The sequence below is a fragment of the Flavobacterium sp. AC274 genome (assembly GCF_979258275.1).
The window spans coordinates 3968948-3988684 of record NZ_OZ409852.1; the positions used below are offsets into that span (position 1 = coordinate 3968948).

Annotated in this window: 23 protein-coding genes; 4 read left to right on the forward strand and 19 right to left on the reverse strand. The window is 32.8% G+C overall.

The features are described 5' to 3' along the window. Position 1: 1 nt before the first annotated feature. From ACZZZT_RS17960 to ACZZZT_RS17975, 4 genes are all read right to left on the reverse strand, one after another. Positions 2-643 carry a hypothetical protein gene (locus tag ACZZZT_RS17960; RefSeq protein ID WP_463461416.1) on the reverse strand — a complete coding sequence of 214 codons (642 nt, stop codon included), beginning with the start codon at positions 641-643 and terminating at the stop codon, positions 2-4. A 20-nt stretch (positions 644-663) separates the two neighbouring features. Continuing rightward, positions 664-1275, reverse strand: a complete 612-nt coding sequence (tssD, locus tag ACZZZT_RS17965; protein WP_463461417.1) for a type VI secretion system tube protein TssD — start codon at positions 1273-1275, stop codon at positions 664-666. 207 nt (positions 1276-1482) lie between these two features. Then, positions 1483-2322, reverse strand: coding sequence for a hypothetical protein (locus tag ACZZZT_RS17970; protein WP_463461418.1), 840 nt, complete (start codon positions 2320-2322; stop codon positions 1483-1485). Positions 2323-2764: 442 nt separating this feature from the next. Further along, positions 2765-3106, reverse strand: coding sequence for a hypothetical protein (locus ACZZZT_RS17975; RefSeq protein ID WP_042564450.1), 342 nt, complete (start codon positions 3104-3106; stop codon positions 2765-2767). 234 nt (positions 3107-3340) lie between these two features. Between ACZZZT_RS17975 and ACZZZT_RS17980 the strand changes: the two genes are divergently transcribed. Continuing rightward, the gene (locus tag ACZZZT_RS17980; RefSeq protein WP_463461419.1) at positions 3341-6544 is read left to right on the forward strand and encodes a PAS domain-containing protein; all 3204 of its coding nucleotides are present in this window, start codon (positions 3341-3343) and stop codon (positions 6542-6544) included. A 61-nt stretch (positions 6545-6605) separates the two neighbouring features. Here the strand turns inward: ACZZZT_RS17980 and ACZZZT_RS17985 are convergent, their stop codons facing one another. Beyond that, positions 6606-7037: a response regulator gene (locus ACZZZT_RS17985; RefSeq protein WP_463461420.1), complete on the reverse strand. Its 432-nt coding sequence runs from the start codon at positions 7035-7037 to the stop codon at positions 6606-6608. Positions 7038-7299: 262 nt separating this feature from the next. On the opposite strand from ACZZZT_RS17985, the gene ACZZZT_RS17990 reads away from it, so the two are divergent. After that, positions 7300-7803 carry a pyridoxamine 5'-phosphate oxidase family protein gene (locus ACZZZT_RS17990; protein ID WP_042564447.1) on the forward strand — a complete coding sequence of 168 codons (504 nt, stop codon included), beginning with the start codon at positions 7300-7302 and terminating at the stop codon, positions 7801-7803. Positions 7804-7914: 111 nt separating this feature from the next. Here the strand turns inward: ACZZZT_RS17990 and ACZZZT_RS17995 are convergent, their stop codons facing one another. The 3 genes from ACZZZT_RS17995 to ACZZZT_RS18005 form a co-directional block, all read right to left on the reverse strand. Continuing rightward, positions 7915-8640, reverse strand: a complete 726-nt coding sequence (locus tag ACZZZT_RS17995) for a DUF72 domain-containing protein (RefSeq protein ID WP_463461421.1) — start codon at positions 8638-8640, stop codon at positions 7915-7917. After that, complete coding sequence (locus ACZZZT_RS18000) at positions 8637-9368, reverse strand: DNA-formamidopyrimidine glycosylase family protein (protein WP_463461422.1); 732 nt, start codon at positions 9366-9368, stop codon at positions 8637-8639. The genes ACZZZT_RS17995 and ACZZZT_RS18000 overlap by 4 nt, the downstream gene beginning before the upstream one ends. Before the next feature lie 84 nt (positions 9369-9452). Next, positions 9453-10043, reverse strand: coding sequence for a YciE/YciF ferroxidase family protein (locus ACZZZT_RS18005; RefSeq protein ID WP_463461423.1), 591 nt, complete (start codon positions 10041-10043; stop codon positions 9453-9455). A 190-nt stretch (positions 10044-10233) separates the two neighbouring features. On the opposite strand from ACZZZT_RS18005, the gene ACZZZT_RS18010 reads away from it, so the two are divergent. Next, positions 10234-10875, forward strand: a complete 642-nt coding sequence (locus ACZZZT_RS18010; RefSeq protein WP_463461424.1) for a hypothetical protein — start codon at positions 10234-10236, stop codon at positions 10873-10875. 71 nt (positions 10876-10946) lie between these two features. Here the strand turns inward: ACZZZT_RS18010 and ACZZZT_RS18015 are convergent, their stop codons facing one another. The 7 genes from ACZZZT_RS18015 to ACZZZT_RS18045 all read right to left on the reverse strand — a co-directional run bounded on the left by ACZZZT_RS18015 (position 10947) and on the right by ACZZZT_RS18045 (position 15604). After that, positions 10947-11594, reverse strand: a complete 648-nt coding sequence (locus ACZZZT_RS18015; protein WP_463461425.1) for a DUF5661 family protein — start codon at positions 11592-11594, stop codon at positions 10947-10949. A 157-nt stretch (positions 11595-11751) separates the two neighbouring features. After that, positions 11752-12837, reverse strand: coding sequence for a DNA topoisomerase IB (locus tag ACZZZT_RS18020; protein WP_302095662.1), 1086 nt, complete (start codon positions 12835-12837; stop codon positions 11752-11754). A gap of 28 nt (positions 12838-12865) precedes the next feature. Continuing rightward, the gene (locus tag ACZZZT_RS18025; RefSeq protein WP_463461426.1) at positions 12866-13102 is read right to left on the reverse strand and encodes a Rho termination factor; all 237 of its coding nucleotides are present in this window, start codon (positions 13100-13102) and stop codon (positions 12866-12868) included. Positions 13103-13326: 224 nt separating this feature from the next. Next, entirely contained in the window at positions 13327-13776 is a 450-nt protein-coding gene (locus ACZZZT_RS18030; RefSeq protein ID WP_463461427.1) for a DoxX family protein, read from the reverse strand. Positions 13777-13810: 34 nt separating this feature from the next. Then, positions 13811-14212, reverse strand: coding sequence for a hypothetical protein (locus ACZZZT_RS18035; RefSeq protein ID WP_463461428.1), 402 nt, complete (start codon positions 14210-14212; stop codon positions 13811-13813). A 46-nt stretch (positions 14213-14258) separates the two neighbouring features. Then, positions 14259-14753 carry a hypothetical protein gene (locus tag ACZZZT_RS18040; RefSeq protein ID WP_463461429.1) on the reverse strand — a complete coding sequence of 165 codons (495 nt, stop codon included), beginning with the start codon at positions 14751-14753 and terminating at the stop codon, positions 14259-14261. Positions 14754-14959: 206 nt separating this feature from the next. Beyond that, positions 14960-15604 carry a hypothetical protein gene (locus ACZZZT_RS18045; RefSeq protein ID WP_463461430.1) on the reverse strand — a complete coding sequence of 215 codons (645 nt, stop codon included), beginning with the start codon at positions 15602-15604 and terminating at the stop codon, positions 14960-14962. 185 nt (positions 15605-15789) lie between these two features. Here ACZZZT_RS18045 and ACZZZT_RS18050 point away from each other — a divergent pair, with 185 nt between their 5' ends. Beyond that, positions 15790-16377 carry a DUF4142 domain-containing protein gene (locus tag ACZZZT_RS18050; protein WP_463461431.1) on the forward strand — a complete coding sequence of 196 codons (588 nt, stop codon included), beginning with the start codon at positions 15790-15792 and terminating at the stop codon, positions 16375-16377. A gap of 140 nt (positions 16378-16517) precedes the next feature. On the opposite strand, the gene ACZZZT_RS18055 is transcribed toward ACZZZT_RS18050, so the two are convergent. From ACZZZT_RS18055 to ACZZZT_RS18070, 4 genes are all read right to left on the reverse strand, one after another. Beyond that, positions 16518-17570 (reverse strand): NAD(P)-dependent alcohol dehydrogenase, encoded by a 1053-nt coding sequence (locus ACZZZT_RS18055; RefSeq protein WP_463461432.1) that lies wholly within the window; start codon positions 17568-17570, stop codon positions 16518-16520. Between the two features lie 113 nt (positions 17571-17683). Further along, positions 17684-18091: a cupin domain-containing protein gene (locus tag ACZZZT_RS18060; RefSeq protein ID WP_042564436.1), complete on the reverse strand. Its 408-nt coding sequence runs from the start codon at positions 18089-18091 to the stop codon at positions 17684-17686. A 24-nt stretch (positions 18092-18115) separates the two neighbouring features. Continuing rightward, a complete protein-coding gene (locus tag ACZZZT_RS18065; RefSeq protein WP_463461433.1) occupies positions 18116-18526 on the reverse strand; it encodes a (R)-mandelonitrile lyase in 411 nt (136 codons plus the stop codon). A gap of 184 nt (positions 18527-18710) precedes the next feature. Then, positions 18711-19583: a helix-turn-helix domain-containing protein gene (locus ACZZZT_RS18070; RefSeq protein ID WP_463461434.1), complete on the reverse strand. Its 873-nt coding sequence runs from the start codon at positions 19581-19583 to the stop codon at positions 18711-18713. Between the last annotated feature and the right edge of the window lie 154 nt (positions 19584-19737).

Below are 19737 nucleotides of genomic sequence, written 5' to 3' on the forward strand. Positions count from 1 at the left end.
ATTATTTTAGTTCTTTGTAAAAAATGCTTCCGGCATGCGTTGCTAATATCTCAAAACAAGGTGTGTATTTAAGTTTGTCTTGTTTGTTTACAACTTCGTATTCCTCTTTATAAATTATTAGGTCTTTTAAATTGTCAAGTTTATTTTGATAATCTTTTTGCAATGATTCACTTATTTTTGGATTGCTAATTTTATTTTCTAATGCTTTTTTTACATTACTATAAAAAGTTTGAGACAAATTTTTAGGATCGGTTATTCCTTTTCTTTTGCCATGTACTCTTTGCCTAAAATGATTTTCTTGTTTCCATTTAGCATCAAATCTTCCTGTCAATACGTCAACACCATCCCATGAATCTGCGCCATTGCTATAATCTTTACCATCAGTAAGTGCATTAATAACTGCTGCTAACGCTGTCTGCATTACAGTACCATTCCTTTTTTCATTCTCTCTTTTTCTAAATGATATAGCCCCAGCACTATCTTTTCCATATGCTACATTTTTTGGATGCTTAAAATTTACATATGCGATAGCAAATAATTCCAATTTAACATCTAAATTGTACTCTAATGAACATTCTCCATATGCTATTGATGCTAAATTTATAAATTTCTCATGAGTAATTTTCACATCGTTTTCTTTCAACAATTTAGTATTATTATAAGTTACCAAATCATTTCCATTTTTATTTTTTGGGTTGATTTCCCATCACAAACATAAACATCCTCTACACTTCCTTCAAAATCAGGTTCGTTTATTTTACCTTCAAAAGTACCATCTTTATTATAAAAATGTCCGTTTATGTATATAATACGGTCTTCGGTTTCTTGTTTGGGTTGATAATAAGTGGGCTGAGTTGGTAACGATGATATCTGCCAATGTTTTACAAAGTCTTGTGAATAACCATAATTTTGAATCGCAGGTGAAATTGTCAAAATAATTTGCATATTTTCTGTTCCCCAGGAATGAAATATTTCTGAAAATTCTACTAAATAAGCATCATTAAATTTATATTTTCTTATTGCACTATCTTCGTTTCCTTTGCTATAAAAATGTATTTCTCCTTTTTCCATTCTCTCTGTTTCCTTATCGACTTTTTTGACTATATTATGCCAAAAAACATCATCGCTTTCTTGTGAAACAAAACTTAACCGAAGCAATCCTCCTTCAAGATTACTGCTAGGCGAACCGTCTCTTGCTACATATCTGTAATAATTTGTGTCTACCCATAGTAATTCCCGCTCCATGCCTAAAAGAAACAATTTTGCTGATGTCAAAGTACTTCAATTTTAAATGTTATTTTTTTATAAAAATAGTAAAATTCTTATAATTAAAAATAATATTTAAAATAAAATACGTTTTTTCATACAATTTAACATTAATTCTTTTAGAATCGATTTATAAATTAAAGGAATGAAATATAAATAAACAAAAAAACAGCTTATATAAAAGCTGTTTTTTGATCTTACAAGTTAAAGGTTATATTAGGCTGTTTTAGCTAGCGAATTTTGGTGATAATGTTTGTTTAATGTATGATATCTCTCTTTTATTAATCTTGGGAAATAACTTTTGCGTCCAAGACCAATTGAGAATAAAACTTCAGAAAAATTCATGTTCGAAATTCTTTTTAGTTCATCAAATTGTTTTGTCGCCAAATTCATAAACGGAGCAATCATTGTCGCATAGTTATAACTATGTTGGGCTATCTCCAGATCCAGAATCGTGCTCATAATACTTCTTTGAAGCAAACTTCTAACCGCTCCTTTTTGCGGAATCGTATGAAGTTCTTTTAGCTTTTGAGTAATTTTTGGATTTTGCTGTCCGATATAAATATAATTTCCGGATTCGCTTGTAAAAACTTTTTTCAAATGAGAAATCAATTCAAAACTCTCTTCTTTTAAAGTAACCGCTAAAGGCATCACGATCAATGAAAACTGAATGCGTTTGAAACTTTCAAAATACAAAACGCTATTGATTGTAGATGTGTTGTTTAAAATACCGGTTTGTTGTTTTTTAAGGCTTTTTTTCTCGCCATTGGCACCAAAACTATGTGTTAGGCTTCCTTCTTCACAATAAGCAAAAAATATTGGCGCTCCCTGAAAAGATTCTATGCTCAAACTTACTTCGTTATGAAACGTAAGGTCAAAATGCATATATGATATTTCTTTTTCAAAATGAGTTCCCGTAATTTTTCCTTTTGCCCACTTTGATTTTATAGCTAAATTGTAGTCATTATTATTAGTGGTTAATTCACCTCCGAAACTATCGGCAAGATCATTAAAAATTGTATTGAATTCTCCTGTATTTAAGTAAAGTTTTTTCATTTTGGTTTGGCTTAATAAATTGGTTAGTACTTCTTTATGTACAATCTTATTATTACTTATTTATTAGGTTTGTCATTCCTGTTTTATAATATTCAAATTTCGTACATATCTACAGCCAATTTATTATACAATTTCAGGCAGATTTTTCATAATTAATATCTTACGTTTAAAAACTGTTGGGATTAATCAATTTACCGCAGAAGATGCAAAGGTTTTCTCAAAGTGACTAAGAGTTGTGTTTATACAATATAAGATCGCAAAGCTTTGCGGTCTTTGCTATTTTTATAAAAACCTAACAATAAAAAAACTTTGCGGTCTTTGCGTAAACCTTTGGACACTTTGCGGTTAAATCATCCTACTACAATTAATCTTATAAAAAAAACAGCTATTCAGGAATTAATCCCGAATAACTGCTTTCCTGCAAAATAAAATAGTCCAACGTCTAAGTCAGTTCGTTTATATCTGAGTTTTGAGCGTAATTCTCTTCAGGGATATCTTTAAAGAATTCTGCTTCTTCCAGATCTGCCATTGGTCCATAACCAATTAAATGAGTTCCTTTTATTTTATCTTTCGTTTCTATAACGTATAAAATCGACATATCATCCGGATCGCTCATTCCTTCATAACGGTGATGGGCTACAATAGTTATATCTTCAGGTTTATAAACCTGTTTTGTTTCTGAATCTATTAGAGAATTGTTATCGAACAAAAAATTGCTTGTATATCCTTCTTCTTCATATTTCTTTATATAGTCTGTTTCGTGTTTTGACATTTCCTTTTTCATGACCTGATATTTTTAGTTAAATGTTAGCAATCTGTTTATTCAAATTTCTTCATTAAAAAAAGATATGCTTAACTCAAAAGATTTAAATTTTATCTCAATTAAAAAATTTAAATTTTAATTACTACTTGCCTAATTCACTTAAAAAATTGTGCAGTTTTCTTGATAAATTAGTATATTTATTGAACATTATTAACAGACCTTGGTTACTTAAAGTAAAAAAGAAAATAAACTTTCATGATAGATATGAATCAGGATTTCCTTTCGAAAGGAGGCGAAATGGGAGCATTAACCCGTGCTAAAGATTGGAGCAAAACTGCTGCAGGTTCAGTCGAAACATGGCCGCAAAGTTTGCGTACAACATTGGGACTTTTACTAAATTCAAAATTTCCAATGTTTTTATTTTGGGGACCGGATCATATTTGTTTTTATAATGATGCTTATCGGCCAAGTTTGGGTAATGATGGCAAACATCCTTCTATTTTAGGTCAAAAAGGTGTAGATTCCTGGCCGGAAATCTGGGATTTTATAAAACCGCTTATAGACCAGGTTATTTTAGAAGGTGAAGCTACCTGGCATGAAGACCAATTATTGCCTATATATCGTAACGGAAAAATAGAAGATGTTTACTGGACTTTTAGTTATAGCCCCGTAAATAACGAATCCGGAAAACCTGCAGGTGTTTTGGTTATTTGTAATGAAACAACCGAAAAAGTAAAATTAGTTAGGAAATTAGAAGAAAGTAATTCACGCTATCTCAATAACATTTTGCAGACACCAAGTGCAATGTGTGTTTTTAGAGGTCCTGATTATATCGTTGAAATTGCAAATACCCTTATGCTCGAATTATGGGGACGAAAAGAAAATGAAGTAGTTAACAAACCCATTTTTGAAGGACTTCCGGAGGCTAAAGGGCAAGGCTTAGAAACTATTCTTGAAAATGTTTACAAAACCGGACAAAAATTTGAAGCACACGAACGTCTGGTCAGGCTTCCCCGTAAGGAAACAGTCGAAGATGTGTATATAAACTTTGTATATGAAGCTTTGAAAGAACCAGATGGAACGATTTCTGGTATTGTAGCTCTCGCCAATGATGTCACGTCGCAGGTAATTGCACGAAATACAATCGAAGAAAGCGAGAGAAGATTTAGGAATACAGTGCAGCAGGTTCCGCTTGGAATTTCCATATTAAAAGGTCAGGATTTGATTGTAGATATGGCCAATCCTACTTATTTACAAATTATTGATAAGCAGGAAAACGATATTCTGGGAAAACCTTTATTTGATTCTGTTCCCGAAGCCAAAGAAACTGCTCAGCCACTTCTTTTGAATGTTCTTGAAACCGGAAATCCTTATTTTACAGATGAATTTTCGGTAACATTAAACCGTTACGGAAAACAGGAATTATGTTATTTTAATTTGGTTTTTCATCCTTTAAAAGAAGAAAACGATATTATTTCGGGAGTTATTGTTGCCGCTTATGAAGTTACAGAAACTGTAAAAACACGTCATTTTATATCTGAAAGTGAAGCCGCTTTTAGAAAATTAGTTATGCAATCACCAATTGCGATGGCCATTTTTAGAGGAAAAAATCACACTATTGAAATGGCCAATAACACGATGATGAATGTTATTTGGCAAAAAACGGAAGAAGAAACTATTGGAAAACCAATTCTGGAAGTTTTTCCTGAACTCGCCGAACAAAAATATCCGGAACTGCTTGACGACGTTGTAAATAACGCAAAGATTATAAAAGAAAAAGAAGCTGTTGCTTATGTAGATATTAAAGGAAAACTGGAGAGATTTTACCTTGATTATCAATATACTCCTTTGTTTGAAAAAGATGGCGAGATATCAGGAGTAATGGTTACTGTTAATGATGTTACAGATAAAGTTGAAGCCCGAAAAAAAGTTGAAGATGCAGAAGAAAGAGCGCGTTTGGCAGCCGAAATTGCCGAAATCGTAACCTGGGACCTGAATATACCAACACAGGAATTAATTTATTCTGAGAATTTACCTTCGCTTTTTGGTCTTGAAAAGGAAACAAAGGTAACAAGAGCCGAAATTCTGACTATGATATATCCTGATGACAAGCCAATCTTGGAAAAAGCATATGAGGTTGCGCTGACGACCAGCATTTATAAATATGAATCAAGAATTATCAAACCCGATCATTCGGTTAGCTGGATAAAAGCACACGGAAAAATATTTTTTGATGAAGATGGCGAACCCGCAAAAATGATCGGTACTATTATAGATATTACCGATGAAAAAAATGCGCATCAGGTATTGATGAAAAGCGAAGAGAAATTCAGGCTTCTTGCCGATTCTATGCCACAGCATATCTGGACAAGTGATGCATTGGGCAATATAAATTATTTCAATCAGTCTGTTTATTCTTATTCGGGGCTTAAAAGTGAAGACATCGAAAAAAATGGCTGGCTGCAAATTGTTCATCCTGATGATCGCCAGGAAAACATCAAAGTTTGGGTAGATGCCATTACTACCGGAAAAGACTTTTTATTAGAACATCGCTTTCGTCGTTATGATGGTAAATACCGCTGGCAATTAAGCCGCGCAATTCCGCAAAAAGACACACAGGGAAATATACAAATGTGGGTTGGAACAAGTACTGATATTCAGGATCAGAAAAATTTTACCGAAAATCTCGAAAAACAAGTATACGAACGTACGGCCGAATTGGAGCAAAAAAACAAGGATTTGATTAATATGAATATTGAATTACAATCCTTTGCCTACATTTCCAGCCACGATTTGCAGGAACCTTTACGAAAAATACAAACTTTTGCCAGTCGCCTTTCCGATTTGGATGAACAGAATATTTCGGCGAAAGCCAAAACATATTTAGGCCGTATAGAAGTTTCGGCAAAAAGAATGCAGACTTTAATTCAGGATCTCCTTACCTATTCCAGAACAAATTCGGCCGACAGGGTTTTTGTAAAAGTGAATCTGGATGAAATTGCCGAAGAAGTTATCAGTGATTTCTCTGAACGTATTGAAGAAACCAATGCAATTATTAATTTAAATCCTTTGGGAGAAGCGACAGTTATTCCTTTTCAGTTTAGACAGTTACTGCATAATTTGATCGGGAATGCTTTAAAGTTTTCTAAAAAAGGCCAGGATCCGTATGTTGAAATTAAGGCCAGGAGAATTAAAGGTTACGAAACAAAAATCCCCGTTGATTATCCTGATAAAATGTATTATCATCTTACAATATCTGACAACGGAATTGGCTTTGCTGATGAATATAAGGAACGAATTTTTGAGGTTTTCCAGAGATTAAATACCGAAAGTGAATTCTCCGGAACCGGAATTGGTTTAGCCATCGTTAAAAAAATCGTCGAAAACCATAAAGGAATAATTCGCGCACATAGCGAAAAAGGCAAAGGAGCAACTTTTGAAATTTACTTACCGGAATAAAATAAAAAAACACCAAACTCAATTTGAATTTGGTGTTTTTTTTATCTGTTATACCATGTGTTTATGATTTATAAACAAAGTTTTTAGGTCCAGGAACGAAGTTTTTCCAATCAATTTCCAGAGCATGTTCTATAGATTTTACAATATCTTTCATTAAAACTGGCTTGGTAATAAAAAAATTAGCCCCAAGTATACGGCATTTTTCTATAATACCAGGCTCATTTGAGGTAGAGAAAATAACAATTGGAATGTCTTTTTTATCTTCCGAATTTCTAAGTTCTGCCAAAACATCAAAACCATTTTTACCAGGCATATTTAAATCTAAAAAAACAACATGTGGAGTTGGCGGCGGATTATAAATTGCCGTTAATAATTTCTCTCCGCCATTATAAGTTAAAAGATCAATTTTCTTAGGCAATGATTCAACAGCATCGGCGAAAATGCTCAAATCATCTTCATCATCATCGGTATAAAATACGGTCAAATCTGTCATATATGTGAAAGTGGTATAATTACGGACCAAAGATAATTCAAATAAAAAAGATAATTCAAATAAATAAAATATAACAATTGATTTTAAATTCGCACAAAAAAGCAATTTAATAGAAATCTCATAACTTATAATTTTAATTCTATAAGAACTAAAAATCTAAAAAACAGCAACTTTACAAATAATAATTTTTCAAAAATACCTTATTGTACGACGGTCAAATTAGTATTAAAAAAACTTTACAAATAACTTAAAATATAGAGCCATGGGAGATCATAAAGACCTTACAAACGAATTTGCTGTAGATAAAATAAAAGATCTTGCAGAAAATATAAAAACCTGCATGCTGTGTACTTATAATCTTGAAAATAAATTACAATCGCGACCAATGTCTGTTCAAAAAATTGACGATTTGGGTCAGCTTTGGTTTTTATCTGACAGAAACAGCAGTCAAAATGCAGAGATTACACAAAATCCAACGGTTGAAATCTTTTTTTCTGAACCGCATGATAAATTTTTAACCTTACATGGAACTGCCAGCATTTTGTACAATCCTGAAATAATTCACGAATTATATGATCCTATTATAAAAGTATGGATGCCAGGCGGCGAGGATGATCCAAATTTGAGCGTTATTAAAGTAATTCCGGAAGATGGTTATTACTGGAACAATAAAAACGGAAAAATGGTTGCCATTGCAAAAATGACCGCCGCTTTTGTTACCGGAAAAACAATGGATGACGGAATTGAGGGAAGTTTGAAATTGTAATTTTCAAACACATAAATTTTAACCGCAAAGTTCGCAAGGATTTACGCAAAGGGCACTACGCAAAGCTTAAAAACTTTACGAACCTTGCTTAAATCCTTGCGAACTTTGCGGTTAATTTTTTACAGTTAATTGCATATTTTTAAACTCCAAAGCATTCAAAATTCCTGCTTCGCTTGCTGTGTTATTAAAATAAACGAAACCTGATTTATCCTCAATTTTCTTTTTTACATTTTCTAATTCTTCAGAAGAATAACTCGAATAAAATAGTTTTTTATTTCCGTGAAAACGAACATAAGTAAGCGGAAATTCGGTTAAAATATCTTCTGGCAATCCTGGATAACTTACACTGCAAAAGGTTATCTTGTATTGTTGAAAAGCATTCCATACTTCCTGATTCCACCAGCTTTTATGCCGAAATTCAACTACATTTTTAAAGCTTTTATCCAATACTTTAATAATAGTTTGAAGTCTTTCTTCGGTATAATCAAAACTTGGAGGAAACTGAAAAAGAACACAACCCAGTTTTTCTTCTAAACCATCATCGCATACATTATAAAATTCTGTAATTAACTCTTTGCAATCCACAAGCTTTTTAATGTGCGTGAGTTCTTTGGGGGCTTTTACTGAGAAAAGAAAATTATCCGGCGCTTTTTTATACCAGTTTTCCATTATTCTGATGGTTGGAAATTTATAAAAAGTACCATTCATTTCATAGGTATTAAAATGCCGGCAATAAAAATTGAACCAATGTTTGGTTGGTAAATCTTCAGGATAAAAGATACCTTTCCAAAAACGGTTATTATAACTTGAACACCCTATGTGTATTTCTTTTTTCATATGTATAATTGTTGACAGTTGGTACAGAAAAAACTACGGCGTTTTTTTATACCGGTATGTTTTTTTATAAAAGGAAGACCGCATCTCAAACAAGTTTTTTTAGTATGTGCCAGCCAATGTTTTTTCAATTCAAATTTCTTTTTCCAATCTAAAAATTCGAAACTGTAAATTGAGCATTCATCAATTATTTCGACTATTTTATCGTGTGGAATTTTCCCTGTTAAAGATTCCGGATGAACATGGCATCGGTATAAAACTTCATTTTTAATAATATTACCAACTCCTGAAAATATATTCTGATCCAGAACGGCATCACAAATCATTTGGTTCGGAATTTTCCCCAGACTTTGTTTTGCTTTTTCGGGACTCCATTTAATATTCATTACATCTTCTTCCCAATCATAATGCAGATTGATATCACCCTCTAAAATTTTAATAGAACAGGTATAAAAATTAAGTTCTCCGTTTGAGAAAACGAGACTTAATCTGGGTGCGGTTTCTTTTCTTTCATTAATCCGATAAGTGCCAAACATTAGCAAATGAATCTTAACCGTAAAATCATCAAAACAAATTAAATAATGTTTTCCCCAGGTTTTAATCGCTTCTACAACTTTACCTTCTATTCGCTCTAAATCAATAGCGCTGTTTCCGGAGACAGAAATCACTTTTTGGCCTGCAAATTGCTCAGTTTCTTCTTTCAGAATTACGATAGACGGACCTTCGGGCATAATGAATAATATTTTTTGATTTAAATTTTAAAAAATGAAAAAAAGTGCAGCTTTTATTACTGCACTTTTTAGATATTTTGAAAACTAAGCTTCATCTTCTTCGGCAGCCTCAACATTAATTGCATTTACAGCAACTTCTGTCAATAGTTTATCTGCGCCTTTTTCTTCGTCAAGAGTTAATTCTAATAAAGAAGCGGCTTCTGTAAGACCAAGTGTTTCTGCAAATTGTCTTAAAGTTCCATAAGTCGCAATTTCGTAATGTTCGATTTTCTGGCTGGCAGCAATAATTCCCGCATCACGAACAACGCCAACTTCAGTTTCTTCAAGGATACTCTTACCTTCTTCAATTAACCCCTCCATTGCATCGCATTTTTTTGCAGTTGCTTTTTTACCAATACTTTGAAAAACTTGTTCTAATCTGGTTACATGTTCTTCAGTTTCTGTTAAATGGTTTGTAATCGCATCAATTAGTTCTGCAGATGTTGCATTTTTTGCCATTAGCGGAAGCGCTTTTGTCAAAGCTTTTTCTGCCCAGTAAATGTCTTTTAATCCATCTTCAAACAGTTCTGTAAGTCCAGATGCAGCATTTGATTTTGGTTTTGTTACTCCTGCTTTTGTTGTTTGTTTTGGTGCAGCTTTTTTTGTCGTAGTTTGCTTCTTATTTTTAGTTTCCATGATAAATAATTTAATTGTTATTAATAATTGTAAAAGTACTTTTGATTAGTAGCAATCAGTTATAGTATTTCTTACATTATTTACAATATAATCATCTGTGAATTATAGAATTAGCGATTTTAATTCTATAAGGCAATCCTACACCTTAGTAATTAGATTTGTATTATACGAACAATAAAATTAACTTGTCATGGAAACTACTGATAAAAGAAATAGTACTGTAGAAAATAGAGATCCGCGAAATCAAAATTTAAACAGACAAAACAATATTATGAACGAGAAGCTCTATAATAATGACGAAATCAGAAGAGCTAGTCATCAGGGTGATGTTAAAAATTATGGTTTTACTATAAATGGATATGATCCTAATAAAGCCATTCCGGATCAGGAACGTATTACAAATGAAGATGATTTAGACGATTTGGATGACGATTTTCATCAACCGGGCGATCTTGTAGATGATGCAGATGATTTAAATGATGAATTTGATAATCCATCAGATAATGTAAATGATGATTTTACCAATTCTGCAGATGAATTTGATGAGGAAGATGAGGAAGAATATGAAGATGACAGAGAAGAAGAAGAAGAAGAACTTGACGATCACACGCACACTACAGGAGATCTTCTTTATGATGAAAATGCAGATAACCTTAACGATGAATTCGACAATCCTTCAGACTCTGAAGAATTAACAGAATCAGATGAGGATTTACAGGAATTAGATCCTGATGATGACGATGATGATTTAGAAGACGATTTGGAACCGGGAGAAATCGAGGAAGAAGATTCTGGAGATGATTATAATGATAACGATCCTAGAAAATTCTAATCGAAAATATAGATTAAAAAAACGCCGTTACTAAAATTAGTAACGGCGTTTTTTTGCCTTAAGCAGTTTTTTTAGTCCCCAATTTTAGTTAAAGTTGGGATATCGTCCATTCTCTCCAAACGTTCTGCAAGACCTAATCGCGCCTCTGTTAATTCAATTTCGGCTTTGCCCAATTCTCTATACCATTCTTCTTTTCCCGTTTCAGATTTTTCGATTTTACGCATAATCTCAAAAATTTCGCCTTGTGCTTCCATAACGGCCAGCCTTTTATAGTACGTTAAACTTTCTGTCATGTGTGCAAGCGCAATCATAGCGGTTAAAAACGGATGATTGTTGGTTACATTTACGTCTCTTACCCTGCCATGTTCAAGTTCTACTTTTAAGGCAAAGGCAAACTCTTCCATATTAAATCGTTCGTGCTTGCTTTTTGGATTCAAATAAGCCTTAATAGCTTCAACATTATCCATAGTCGAAAGATCAACATCTGTATCTTTATCTTCGCTTAAATCTCTGTAAACGACAGCCGCAATAGCACGCGCTTCATCGATTGTTGGATCATTTTCAGGATTTTCAAAATCTCTTACCGACCAATCCCAATTTTCAGGATGAACAGGTTTTATATATTTCTCACAAAAATCTGTTACATCATTTTTTAAGCTTACCATTTTGTCATCTCTTTTGATATAAACATCCTGATAAGCGCCACTTTTTGTTCCCATTTTATTTAGATTATTAGTTTAAATTAAAACGACACATGTACCAATGGTAATGTGTCGTTTTGTCCCCAACTTGAATCCTTTTATATTTCTCAAAGTTGCTACATAAAAAAGGAAACTGTTAACTCAAAACGTTCAATTATTAGCTCAATCCGTTTTATTATGAAAATTCGGGTTGAAAATTGCCTATTAATTCTGAAAAAGCAATTTCTGAGTGCGAAAAATGCGGCTGATTGCTTCGGCATTTTTTTGCGCGATCAAAATATTGCTGAATTGATCCATCTTCATAACTCGCCACAATGAGCGGATGCACATAATAATTTTTACATACATTTTTGGTATTTCCCAAAGCCTCGGCTGTAGTTTCAAAAGCGTCCAGAATATTCTTTTTAATTTCTTTCTCGTCAGTCGTTGTTCCGATTTCCATTAAAGTTTCAAAAAATATTAAAGAAGCAGCCCAGGTTCTAAAGTCCTTGGCACTAAAATATTTCCCTGTAATATCATGCAGATAAGAATTCACCATATGACTATCTAAAACTTTGCGTTCGCCATTTTCATCATAATATTTAAAAACTTCCATACCCGGAATTTCTTCACATCGCCCTACCAGTTTAACCAGTTGTTTGTTTCTGGTTGTTATAGTATGTTTTACGCCTTTTTTTCCAACGAATTCAAAACGTAGCGTATTTTTGTCAATGTTAATGTGCTTTTTTCTTAATGTCGAAAGTCCGTACGATTTGTTGTCTTTTGCATATTTTTCATTTCCGATTCTGATATGCGTTTCTTCCATTAAGCGAATTACAAGTGCTGTAACTTTGTTTTTACACCACTCTTTCTGAGCAAGATCCTGATCAACCTGTTCTCTTATTTTTGGGAGGTATTTTCCAAATTCGGCTATTTTATAAAATTTAGTCTGATTTCTGATGAGATTCCATTTCGGATGGTAACGATATTGTTTTCTGTTTTTAACATCGGTTCCAACAGCCTGAAGATGGCCGTTTGATAAATCTGCAATTCGTACGTTTTCCCACGCTGGCGGAAGCACAAGACTGCTAAAGCGTTTTAATTCGCTTTTTTGTTTCACGCATCTTCCATTTTTTTTATAGATAAAACTCTCGCCTTCTCTACAGCGTTCTATGGTAAGTACATGATCGCTTACGTAAACTAAATCTAATTTTTCGAGAACCAATTGAGGTGACTGTATCAATTGCTTCATTAATTTTTCCTGAGAGAGTTTGGCATTCATAATATGTGGTAGAAATAAATTTCGTTTTCTAGTTATTGCGTAATGATTTGATTAAGTTTCTTTTGTTCATATAAGAACGGCCTTCTATACCCACTTTTCTGGCTTGCTGATACAATTCTTCTTTGGTCCATTCTTCATATGGTTTTGTTCTTACGTTTTCTCCAGCGTTAGAAGAATTAGCAGTTTGTCCATATTTTTCGTTACTTAAAACTTTGTGTATAAGAGTCTCGTAATGTTCTTTGTTCTTAATTCCTGAATTTTGCATGACGATTAAATTTTGTGGTTATTATTCAGTAAAATATACTACCAAAGTTCTTTAAAAACAGCCCGAAATTCGTTATATAATTCTTTCCTATACTTTCATAATTAACTATACATCAAAGGGTTTAAAAACAAAAAATCCCAAATTCTTGCGAATTGGGATTTTTTGTTTTGAAGTTATGAGTTATGAGTCATTCTCTATGGGTTATGCGTTTTGGATTTGGGATTTTAAAATTTGGAATTTGTTTTTATCAAGATAACATCAACTTCAAGATATTTCTCTTTCATTAAACTCAAAGCAAAAGCCGCTGCTGCAGATGTAAAAACAGAATAATCAAAAGCGCCTTTTATTCCTGTTGAAAATGTCATGGATAATGCAAAAAGCAATAATAAATATCCGCTAAGTCTGGCAAACAATTCTGTTTTAAAACCTAAAAGCAGAAAGACAGGAAAAATAATTTCTGCTGCTGTAGCAATAATTCCAACCGGATTAATCAAACTTTCAGGAATTAACGGATTTAATACTTTGGTATATGCTACGAAGTTTTCCCAATTTCCCCAAGCTGAAACCTGTTTACTCCAAAGTCCGAATCGATCTGCAACTGCCGAAAGAAAACAGATTGAAAGTGCCAAACGTAGAAATATTTTGACTGATTTTTGATTTATTATTGATGGCATGGTTTCTATTTGTTTGTTTTTTACTAGTATCTCTTTATTCAATATTAATCTCTATAAGACTTTTTACCAAAATACCTTTTATGTTTTTATCTAAAATATCCTTTATGGCTTTTTTAGACTTGTAAATAGTTTTAGTGTCTTTTGTTTCAATTTCAAGATTATTTATCGAATTGGCAAATTTTACAGTTTCGTTAGTTGACCAGGTTCCAATTCCACAATAAATTGTAGCGGTGTCACTTTTCTTTAAATTATAAACAATCGAATCATGTTCTGCATTTTGATAAAGTTGAATATCTTTTACTTTACGATCTAAATTAATTTTAATCTTTATATCAGAATCTGTTTTGTTTATAAATGAAATATGCTGCGAAGGATCACAGCTTATCAGAACATTCGAGAAGAAAATTAATAACAATAATCTAAGTAGGTTTTTCATTTTGATTCGGTTTTCTGCTGTTGCGAGAACGTAAAGAATATAATTTTTAAAAAGAAGTTTTAATTTTTGATTTTAATTCTTTAATAAAATCAGATTCTTTTAAATCTTCATTTTTAATGATAAATGAAGTCCTATTTTTTAAAGTTATAAAACTGTAATTTTTCGTGATATATGTCTTTTTAACAGTATGCCACTTATACACTTTGACAACATTGTTATAAAAATTATTAAATTCTATTCCATCTGGTTTTATTTCTAAAGACTTTTCCCCTAATAAATCAGGTTGTGAATCTATTAGTTTTTTGATTTTTGAATGTTTTATTAAATCAGGAATAATACTAATGACAATCAAGGCAAAAAAGAAAAAAATAGCTGAAATAAATAAAAATTCTGTCCAATTAAAGTTTTTGTATATTAATACATAACTAATTATAACTGAAATTAGAGAAAAGCAAGTTATCAGATATATGTATCTTTTCGTAATTAATTCTGTTCCTGCTTTTTTATAATCTTCCCGATCTAAAGTGTAATTTATTTTCAATGTTTGTTTATTTAATAAAAGATATTAAAAAAAATGGAAATTAAGCAATCCACGTTCTCTCTACTTCTTCAATGATCCATTTGTTATTTATTCTTTTAATCTAATTCTAAAGCCTTGTTCGCAAAGTCTGTTGCTAGAGCGTCCCGCTCGTGAACACAAACTATAATTTTAAAAGACTCGCGCGCTAGCGAAGGATTGATTGATCGTTATTTCTCTTTATGATATACAATATTTATTAAATCATCTTTCTTTGCAGCATCCCAGTAAACAAAAGGCTGTATTTCCTTAATCCCGGAAAGATCTTTTTCAAAATTATTTTGATAACTAAATACTGTTTCATTTTCTGCAGCATATTCATTAAATTGTATGTTTCCAACGTACAAAATTTCTCCTTTGTTTACTGTAAACGGAATTGAAAACCCACCTATATTATCATTTCTTTGCAAGACTGCAAAACCACTATTCGAAAAAAGTCGAATACCACTAATTTCATAATCCCCTGCCGGTCTTTCAATAGTAAAAAGGTAAGTTAATCCATTATCTAAATTTCCTTTATGCTTCATTCTAATAATTTGTGCCGGACTAAATCGTATTTCTTTAAAGTTTTTTCTAGCCAACTTTGGATCAGTAGATTTATAACTTATCTGTAAAAAGTAACCATTAAATTTTGCTTTCTCTTTTGGAAACGTAAGTGAACCAAAAATTAATCCGTTGTCTGTTTTCTTTGGATTAAAAGTGATCTGTTGGGCTGATGCAGAAGATGCAACAAGGCTACAGCAGAAAAGCAACAGAGATAAAATAAAATTATGCGCGAAAGTCTTATTTGTTTTAATTGAAATGGCAGTTATCATTAGAATATTTATTTGTTTTTATGGGTACCAAAATATAAAATATATTCATACAAAAAATAGTGGCGGTTAATTACTTATGAGTTATAAGCAGGCATCTAAATAATATAACATTATCTAAAAATGCTGTAAAACATTCCATCTACATCCTATATAATTTTACATCATAACATTTAAACCATAAAATCATGAAAAAGTTACTATTAGCAGGAAAAGTTATTTTAGGCGCCGGACTAATCATTATATTTTTAAATTCTTGCAAAAACGAAACTAAACAAGAAGATCCAAAAGAGGTTGCTGAAGATGCTAACGAAGCTAAATTTGACTCTATCGACAGCAAAGAAGATGATTCTGAATTTTTAGTAGATCAGGCTGAAATTAACCTAGCTGAAATCGAAATTGGAAAATTGGCACAAACTAAAAGTACAAATGCAGAGGTAAAAAGTTTTGGTAAAATGCTTGTTGATGAGCACACTAAATCAGCATCTGAAGTAAGTGCTTTGGCTAAAACAAAAAACTTTACGTTACCAACTTCGTTAACTGAAGATGGTCAGGAAGAATACAACAAACTAAACGAAAAAACTGGTGTTGATTTCGACAAAAAATTTGCTGACATGATGATTGATGGTCATGAAAAAGCAATTGATAAGCTTAAAAAAGCTTCTGAAAACGCAAAAGATGCAGATATTAGACTTTGGGCTTCTAATAATATCGCTGGTTTAACAGCACATTTAGAACATGCCAAAATGCTAAAACAAAAACTGGACAAAAAATAAAATAATTGGTACTGGTATTTTTTTGAGAAACCCCTTAAGAGTTGAATTGCTTAAGGGGTTATTTTTTTTAAGATACTAAGTTGCTAAGATTCTGAGTAACTAAGTTTTTTTCTTAGCATCTTAGGAACTTAGAACCTTAGCTACTTTAAAGAAGCCATATCAATCACAAAACGATATTTAATATCTCCTTTAAGTAATCTTTCGTAAGCATTGTTTACATCGTTTACTCCAATTAATTCAATATCTGCGGTGATGTTGTGTTGGGCGCAGAAATCCAGCATTTCCTGAGTTTCAGCGATTCCACCAATGTTTGATCCGGCGAAGCTTCTTCTTCCCATTAAAAGGCTGAAAGACGTTACAGGAAGTGGTTCCATTGGCGCTCCAACCAAAACCATATTTCCGTCTACTTTTAGTAAATTCAGGTATTCATCTATATTATGCTGAGCCGAAACGCAATCTAAAATAAAGTGTAAACTTCTGGCATATTTTGCCATTTGTTCAGGATCTGTAGATAAAACAACTTCATCTGCGCCTAAACGTTTTGCATCTTCGGTTTTAGATAATGAAGTCGTAAAAACAACAACATGAGCGCCCATAGCTTTCGCTAATTTGATTCCCATATGTCCTAAACCACCAATACCCACAACTCCTACTCTTTGTCCAGGACCTACTTTCCAGTGTTTTAACGGAGAATAAGTTGTGATTCCGGCACAAAGTAAAGGTGCAACTCCGGCAAGATCTAATTTATCCGAAATATGCAATACATAATTTTCATCAACAACAATACTTTCAGAATAACCTCCAAAAGTTTGTCCGCCCAAATGAGCATCAGGAGAGTTGAATGTCAATGTATTTCCAGGCTCACAAAATTGCTCTAAACCTTCTTTACAATGTTCGCATTCTCGGCAAGAATCAACCATACAACCTACTCCGGCTAATTGACCCACTTTGAAGTTTTTTACATGCTCGCCAACTTTTGTAACTCTTCCCACAATTTCGTGTCCGGGAACAATTGGATAAATAGTTCCGTGCCACTCATTACGGGCAGAATGCAAATCAGAATGGCAAATTCCGCAATATAAAATCTCGATTTCAACATCATGTGCCAATACGCCTCTTCGTTTGATGTCTAATGTTTGTAACGGTGCTTCAGCGGCTTCTGTACCAAAGGCTTTTATGTTTTTTGTTTCCATTTTAAGGGGTTTAAGTTTTGTTTTCATTGTTTCAGGTTGCTTTTTATAGCCACAAAGGCGCTAGGTCGCAAAGATTAAAACTTAGGACCTTAGCAACTCAGCATCTTAGAATCTTATTTCACTCCGTAACTAAAATACTCTTCATCGGTTACGCTTTGTAACCAGCTTCCTGAGCCTTTATCAACTTCTGTGATGATGATGATGTAAGAGAATTTACTAAATGGCGTTGCACCGTACCAATGTTCTATTCCCGGTAAAATAGTAACCACTTCGTCTTTATGAAGTAATCGTATTGCTTGGCCTTTTTCCTGAAAATAACCAATTCCATTTGTCGCGATAAGCAATTGCAAACTTGCATTTACGTGCCAGTTGCTTCTTGCGCCAGGCTCAAAAGTTACTTCTTTGATCATTGTATTTTCAGGGTGAATATCGCTGGTTTGTTTTTTATAGGAAACATCACCAGTCATATAAGTATTGGGAACTTTCCCTTCTTCGATAACGGTAGAATAAGTTGTTGACATAATAATTGGTTTTGAGTTTGGTTATTAAAAACTATTATATTGTTCATCAGTTACAGGCTCAAGCCAGTCTACAATTCCCAGTTGAGTATTTGTACTGATGGCAATATGGGTAAATTCGCTTTCTGGAGATGCTCCGTGCCAATGTTTAACTTCGGGTTTAATATTTACCACATCACCTTCCTTTAGCAATTGAATTGGTTTTCCAATTTCCTGATAGTAACCTGTTCCGTGCGTTACAATCAAAATTTGTCCTCCGGGATGTGTGTGCCAATTGTTTCTTGCACCGGGTTCGAAAACGACATTACCAACTGCAGTATTTAAAATTGGGTCGTTTGGCACCAGCATTTTAACCCAGGCTTTTCCCGTAAAGTAATCTGCCGAAGCCAAATCGCCTTTAGGAAAAATTTCATTTAATTGATTTTCTGTAGTTTTCATAATTATTTGTTTTTTACTATCGGGAAAACTAAATCAGCAAAGCAAGAATGTGCTTTAAGAAGTTTTATTTAGTTCGCAGAAAACCGATAAAGGATTAATACTAATTATTTCGACGCAAAATTACTTTAGTAAAGCGAACCCGAGATAACAATAATCAAACAAAAAATTAAGAATATGAAACAATTTACATTCTTAACGATTTCGGAATTGTTCCGGTAAGTCTTTTAAAGTAATTATTAAAATAGCTCGGATATTCAAATCCAAGTGAATAACCGATGTCGGCAATACTCCAATCTGTGTGTTGTAACAAGGCTTTGGCTTCGCCAATAATTCGTTCAGTAATATGTGCTGTAGTAGGTTTTCCGGTCACTTCTTTAACCGAACGATTTAAGTGGTTTACATGTACGGCAAGACTTTGAGCATAATCTTGTGGAGTTTTTAAAACAAGTGGCTGATCTTTAGTTTCAACGGGAAATTGTCTTTCCAGCAATTCCAGAAATAAAGAAGTTATTCGTGAAGAAGCATTTTTATGTTTAAAGAAATTTTCTGACGGCTGCATTTTCATCGATTCATGCAAAATCAAATTGATATAATTGCGCATTAAATCATCTTTAAAAACATAATCTGTTTCTTGTTCCTCTATCATTTTTTGAAATAACGAGTCTACAAAAACTTTCTGTTCTGCTGATAATGAGAAAATTGGAGTTCCGCCTATTTTAAACAAAGGCGATTCATGAAGACTCTCAGAGCGGTCGTTTACCTTTAAAAAATCTTCGGTAAAAACACAGGCGTATCCTTCATAAGTAGGTGAAAGTGTATCCCACGAATATGGAATATGCGGATTTCCAAAAAACAAAATAGTTCCGTCAGTTTCGATTCCTCTATCTGCATAATGAATAAGGCTTTTGCTGGTATTAATACAAATTTTGTAATAATCCCTGCGGTTATAGGTTGGAATTTTACTTACATCACCATTTATCTCATAAACCTTAAACCCTTTTAACTTTAAATCGTTAATTCCGAGTTCTGTTGCCTGACATGCGCTTTGCTCTTTCATTTTGCAAAGTTATGAAAATCAAATAAAAGTCAAGAAGTTTTTTTGTTTCAGGTTTCAGGTTTCAAGTTTTCACTTTGCTCAATAAACCCGACAGGTTTTTAAAACCTGTCGGGTTTTTGTTCTTAGTTTGTCCACAAAGATTGAAACCTGGAAC

Bases quoted from the DNA above. Each gene is read 5' to 3' on its own strand.
- ACZZZT_RS17970 (WP_463461418.1), bottom strand. From the start codon at position 2,322: ATGAAAAAACTTTACTTAAATACAGGAGAATTCAATACAATTTTTAAT.
- ACZZZT_RS17975 (WP_042564450.1), bottom strand. From the start codon at position 3,106: ATGAAAAAGGAAATGTCAAAACACGAAACAGACTATATAAAGAAATAT.
- ACZZZT_RS17980 (WP_463461419.1), top strand. From the start codon at position 3,341: ATGATAGATATGAATCAGGATTTCCTTTCGAAAGGAGGCGAAATGGGA.
- ACZZZT_RS17985 (WP_463461420.1), bottom strand. From the start codon at position 7,037: ATGACAGATTTGACCGTATTTTATACCGATGATGATGAAGATGATTTG.
- ACZZZT_RS17990 (WP_042564447.1), top strand. From the start codon at position 7,300: ATGGGAGATCATAAAGACCTTACAAACGAATTTGCTGTAGATAAAATA.
- ACZZZT_RS17995 (WP_463461421.1), bottom strand. From the start codon at position 8,640: ATGAAAAAAGAAATACACATAGGGTGTTCAAGTTATAATAACCGTTTT.
- ACZZZT_RS18000 (WP_463461422.1), bottom strand. From the start codon at position 9,368: ATGCCCGAAGGTCCGTCTATCGTAATTCTGAAAGAAGAAACTGAGCAA.
- ACZZZT_RS18005 (WP_463461423.1), bottom strand. From the start codon at position 10,043: ATGGAAACTAAAAATAAGAAGCAAACTACGACAAAAAAAGCTGCACCA.
- ACZZZT_RS18010 (WP_463461424.1), top strand. From the start codon at position 10,234: ATGGAAACTACTGATAAAAGAAATAGTACTGTAGAAAATAGAGATCCG.
- ACZZZT_RS18015 (WP_463461425.1), bottom strand. From the start codon at position 11,594: ATGGGAACAAAAAGTGGCGCTTATCAGGATGTTTATATCAAAAGAGAT.
- ACZZZT_RS18020 (WP_302095662.1), bottom strand. From the start codon at position 12,837: ATGAATGCCAAACTCTCTCAGGAAAAATTAATGAAGCAATTGATACAG.
- ACZZZT_RS18025 (WP_463461426.1), bottom strand. From the start codon at position 13,102: ATGCAAAATTCAGGAATTAAGAACAAAGAACATTACGAGACTCTTATA.
- ACZZZT_RS18030 (WP_463461427.1), bottom strand. From the start codon at position 13,776: ATGCCATCAATAATAAATCAAAAATCAGTCAAAATATTTCTACGTTTG.
- ACZZZT_RS18035 (WP_463461428.1), bottom strand. From the start codon at position 14,212: ATGAAAAACCTACTTAGATTATTGTTATTAATTTTCTTCTCGAATGTT.
- ACZZZT_RS18045 (WP_463461430.1), bottom strand. From the start codon at position 15,604: ATGATAACTGCCATTTCAATTAAAACAAATAAGACTTTCGCGCATAAT.
- ACZZZT_RS18050 (WP_463461431.1), top strand. From the start codon at position 15,790: ATGAAAAAGTTACTATTAGCAGGAAAAGTTATTTTAGGCGCCGGACTA.
- ACZZZT_RS18055 (WP_463461432.1), bottom strand. From the start codon at position 17,570: ATGGAAACAAAAAACATAAAAGCCTTTGGTACAGAAGCCGCTGAAGCA.
- ACZZZT_RS18060 (WP_042564436.1), bottom strand. From the start codon at position 18,091: ATGTCAACAACTTATTCTACCGTTATCGAAGAAGGGAAAGTTCCCAAT.
- ACZZZT_RS18065 (WP_463461433.1), bottom strand. From the start codon at position 18,526: ATGAAAACTACAGAAAATCAATTAAATGAAATTTTTCCTAAAGGCGAT.
- ACZZZT_RS18070 (WP_463461434.1), bottom strand. From the start codon at position 19,583: ATGAAAGAGCAAAGCGCATGTCAGGCAACAGAACTCGGAATTAACGAT.